Annotated in this window: 3 protein-coding genes; 1 reads left to right on the top strand and 2 read right to left on the bottom strand. The window is 63.1% G+C overall.

What is annotated here, in order from left to right; translation table 11 throughout:
* Positions 1-251 precede the first annotated feature (251 nt).
* Complete coding sequence (locus tag ACLP9N_RS07865; RefSeq protein ID WP_442406863.1) at positions 252-710, bottom strand: DUF3237 family protein; 459 nt, start codon at positions 708-710, stop codon at positions 252-254.
* A gap of 369 nt (positions 711-1,079) precedes the next feature.
* Between ACLP9N_RS07865 and ACLP9N_RS07860 the strand changes: the two genes are divergently transcribed.
* Positions 1,080-2,153 (top strand): carbohydrate-binding protein, encoded by a 1,074-nt coding sequence (locus ACLP9N_RS07860; RefSeq protein ID WP_442406862.1) that lies wholly within the window; start codon positions 1,080-1,082, stop codon positions 2,151-2,153.
* 216 nt (positions 2,154-2,369) lie between these two features.
* Here ACLP9N_RS07860 and ACLP9N_RS07855 read toward each other — a convergent pair.
* A partial coding sequence (locus ACLP9N_RS07855; protein WP_442406861.1) for a hypothetical protein occupies positions 2,370-2,806 on the bottom strand: 437 nt, incomplete at its 5' end.

Genomic DNA, 2,806 nt, shown 5'->3' with positions numbered 1-2,806 from the left:
CAATCGACAATCCGTTCCTTCCTTGCCCGTGTGGCCGAGAGACTCGAGGCTGAGGACCTCAGTCGACGGCCTGCGGTGTCGCGCTTCCAAAGAGATTGAGCCCCAGCCGCATATCAGCCACGTGTCTAGGGCAGGCGCGGCACAAGGGACCTCGCGAACACGAGAGTTCACTAATGTGGCCTGAAATAACGCGTTGCCAATCGAAACCGGGCTCCCGAGCGAAACAGACCTCCGACGCCGAGCGACAGGCGCTATACGACGTAGCCCTTTATATGAACCTCGCCTTTGGCGAGGTCGACGGTTCCCGGGGCCCAGACATGCAGCGGGTTTACCCAGGCATAGTCGGGTTCGGAAGTTGTCAACGTCACGTTCTCGCGGAGTTCGCCAATGGGCGGTCCATCCTTAAAAATGGCGACACCATCCGCGCAGAGCGCGATCTTCTTGCCATCTTCGGTCGTGATTTCTCCGTGGATGTGGAGTTGGCCGCGACCATCGGGACGGATGTGGAGGTAGTCGATGCCCTTGACTGAGCCGCGCAGTCTCTGACCGACGATCGGGCCCTCGAAGGCGACGTCGTACCGGGCCCCTTGAGGAGGCGGGGCCGCGGCCCCGGACAACAAAGCACCCATGTCGGGTGCACCGTAGGAAGTCACCCCGGTGAATTTGACGGTGTACTCGTAGATCAACTCGCCGGGCATCTGTTCCGACATGCCTAAACGTCCCCCCTGTTGCTCACGGGCCCCTGCTTAGGTCCGCTGCAGACGGCGTCCGGGGACTCTGTGGGCAATGGGTCCTTCTTTGGACGGCCGAGGCTACCAGCTCATCGGCGATTCTGCCCGGGGAGAGGCAGGAAGGGGCAGGCCAGGCATCCGGCAACAAGGGAGTCGCGAACACGAGAGTTCGTAAATGTGGCCTGAGAGGCGTCATTTCAACACTGACCAAAAGCGCCGACGCTCGCGAACACCCCGCGCCGCAATCGGGGCTGGGTCAGGTCGGCTCTGGACGCGTCTCGATCGGGCTCGGGATAGTCTCATCCAGTTCGATGGCACACGACCTTCGGACTGGGGGGAGTATCGCTCATGCATATCAAGGTCCTCGTCATCCGCGACCCAGCGAGCGGGCCGCACAAGCCTAAGCGGCGGTGGCTGCGTGCGGGAGCTGCCGGGGTGGTCTTGGCTTCAGGCCTCGCGGTCGTAACCGGCGCTCTGGCCTTCGCGTCCATACCGGATGCCAACGGCGTCTTCCACGGCTGTGTCCGTACCGCGACTGGTGCCATCCGCATTATCGACACTGGCCAGAACCAGACATGCAGAGCAGGCGAGACGGCGGTGTCCTGGAACAAAGCGGGCATCAACTGGCAAGGAGCCTGGGCCCCGAGGACGTCCTACGGCCAGGGCGATGCCGTGAGCTATCAGGGTTCGAGCTATCTAGCCGTGGTGGCGAACACCAACGTGGTTCCCACTTCGCCAGCCCATTGGGCGGTGCTTGCTCAAGCGGGGGCGCCCGGGCAAAACGGGACCAACGGGACTAACGGCGCCACCATCCTCAGCGGCGTCGGGCCTCCCTCCGACAAGATCGGCAACACGGGGGATTTCTACATCGCGAAGGGGCTTATCGGAGGTGTAGGCCGCCCGGCACCACCGCAAGCCATCTACGGACCAGCCGTACGAACGTGTAAGACGTTTCCCTGCACCACCTCTTGGGGGCAGGGTTCCTCGATTGTGGGCCCGTCAGGGCCGGCTGGAGCCGTTGCGGCGGCCCAGACCACCAGCGGCCGGGTGGACCTTGAGAACGGTGACGCCACGATCATTACCGAGCAGACGGCTCAAGTAACCGGTGACTTCGCCGTCAACGCAGTCGTGGCTGTCGATAACCAGTCCGGGACCTCTGGGTGGGTCTGCACCCTGTACGCGGCGAACCCCGGAGCCAGCACCGGTCTCCTTCTTGACCAAGAGGGTGCGACGGCGCCCCAGGGCGGGACCTCTTCTAACGCCACCATCGTGCTGACCGCGGTGGTGTCCATCGCACAGGGCGGCAAAACATGGGTTGGCTGCAATGAGTACGTGCAACGCAAGGACGACTCGGCGACCGCACGCATCATTTCCACCCAACTGGCAAGTTTCACGACCGGGACGCAAACCGGGGTCGACTGATACAGGGACGGCGTCCGTGCGTGTCAAACCCATTGGGTTGTGTTCGCACAACGGGCGCTTACCCCTCGGCGGGGTTGGCATCGACGAATCAGGCCGTGCAATGGCTTACGCCCACCAAATGGGCCTGTCTCGGCTGGGGAGGACCGGTCAAGGCCAGGTAGAGCCATCCCGCAGTCATTTCGGTGAAGACGGGATCGCGTGCCTTGAGGGGTCCGGTCAGTCGCTCAGGGGCATGCTTGGAGACGAACCGGCGCAGCCGGTTCTCGGGTGCTGTCTGTGGTCCAGAGCAGTGGCGCTCAGGGGTTCATCGCACCTGCGATGCTCGACATCCATTGTCGCCAGAATGTCCGCACCAGCGGAGTCCCCCTTCTTTGCCTGGAACTCGATGCAGGACACCTCAAGCTTTTCCCCGGCGACAACTTCGACGCCGGCGACCAGCGGGATAGAGACACTTGACGCGGCCCCGTCACCCTGCAGGCTCGCATCTGATTCGGTGTAGTTCTGATACTCGCCATTCGGTTCGGCCCCCAGGAGAGAACACGACCAGTCCGTGCTGTCATCACCCTTGTGCTGGGCATCAACTGTGGCGGTGACCGAGTAGTACCCCGCCGTGGCGAGGGGCAACGTGTCTATGACCGTGGTGTTGCCGCTAG

Source organism: Mycobacterium sp. (genome assembly GCF_052144515.1).
Taxonomy (GTDB): domain Bacteria; phylum Actinomycetota; class Actinomycetes; order Mycobacteriales; family Mycobacteriaceae; genus Mycobacterium.
This window is presented reverse-complemented; position numbering and strand designations above follow the sequence as displayed.

Coding starts and splice junctions, on each gene's coding strand:
- ACLP9N_RS07860 (WP_442406862.1), top strand. CDS start 1,080: ATGCATATCAAGGTCCTCGTCATCCGCGACCCAGCGAGCGGGCCGCAC.
- ACLP9N_RS07865 (WP_442406863.1), bottom strand. CDS start 710: ATGTCGGAACAGATGCCCGGCGAGTTGATCTACGAGTACACCGTCAAA.